Genomic DNA, 852 nt, shown 5'->3' with positions numbered 1-852 from the left:
GGTGTATAAAGCTGCCCATAATGAAATATACAGTGATGTGTTAATCACGATATATCCTGATGGGAGTTACGAATTCAGGTATTGGTTCGATGAAGAAAGAATCATTAAGGAAGAATATGATGATGCAATGCTTAGTTCAAAAGATTTTCCACACGCAATGGCAAAGGCATTAGTTTCTACGACCTTGCGGAGGTTAACTTTAAAAGAAGTACGAAAGTATAATCATGACATTTGAAATAAAAGAGGGCGAACCCTTTGTGGATTATTACCTAGTAAATGAAAAAGGACAGCATAAGCCTGTTTATGATTCGAATAAAGTTGCCAAGTATGGCGATATCATTTCAAAAAATATTTCAATGGTTAAAGCATGGTTAAAAGAGCACTATGAAAGGACTAACCATGGAATATTAAAAGATGTCTGGAAACCATGGAATAAAATCGTGGTGAGCGTACCACCAAGTGGGTATTTGAATGAACTTGAGGATATTCATTATTATTTGGATGAGATTAGAACTGGAAAAAGATTTTTTTCTGGAGAGGTATTAATCTAGTTTATGCCTCATGCCCTCGCTGGAGTTTTCTCCAATGAGCCTAGCGACAGCAAAAAGTCTGTTATTTATGCTACTTTGTTGCTTACGTCAGTTTGTTGGAGAGAATTTCAACAAGGGCGAAAATCTACTCAAAAATTTTAAATCCTCTACAGTTTATGAATATTAACATTAAAGAATCAAGAGCTAGCTTCTTCTATTTCGAGCTGATATACCTGTCGAAAATACAAACGTAACGTAGTGTGGTATTTACGGATAGAGATGTGAGAGCCCTTAATGCAGGTGAAAGTTTTTACTTTTACAA

Annotated in this window: 2 protein-coding genes; both read left to right on the top strand. The window is 35.3% G+C overall.

Annotated elements, in window-relative coordinates; translation table 11 throughout:
• Nucleotides 1–235: hypothetical protein (locus tag BWI92_RS27945; RefSeq protein ID WP_217903510.1), on the top strand; the 235-nt coding region annotated here is incomplete at its 5' end.
• Nucleotides 225–551 (top strand): hypothetical protein, encoded by a 327-nt coding sequence (locus tag BWI92_RS26635; RefSeq protein ID WP_095168649.1) that lies wholly within the window; start codon nucleotides 225–227, stop codon nucleotides 549–551. The genes BWI92_RS27945 and BWI92_RS26635, both read left to right, overlap by 11 nt.
• The last annotated feature ends 301 nt before the right edge of the window (nucleotides 552–852 follow it).

Source organism: Flectobacillus sp. BAB-3569, from assembly GCF_002270355.1.
Classification (GTDB): domain Bacteria; phylum Bacteroidota; class Bacteroidia; order Cytophagales; family Spirosomataceae; genus Flectobacillus; species Flectobacillus roseus.
Note: the sequence above shows the minus strand (reverse complement) of the source record. Positions and strands in the feature narration are given on the sequence as shown.

Excerpts from the sequence above, each read along its gene's own strand:
- BWI92_RS26635 (WP_095168649.1), top strand. The coding sequence starts at position 225 with ATGACATTTGAAATAAAAGAGGGCGAACCCTTTGTGGATTATTACCTA.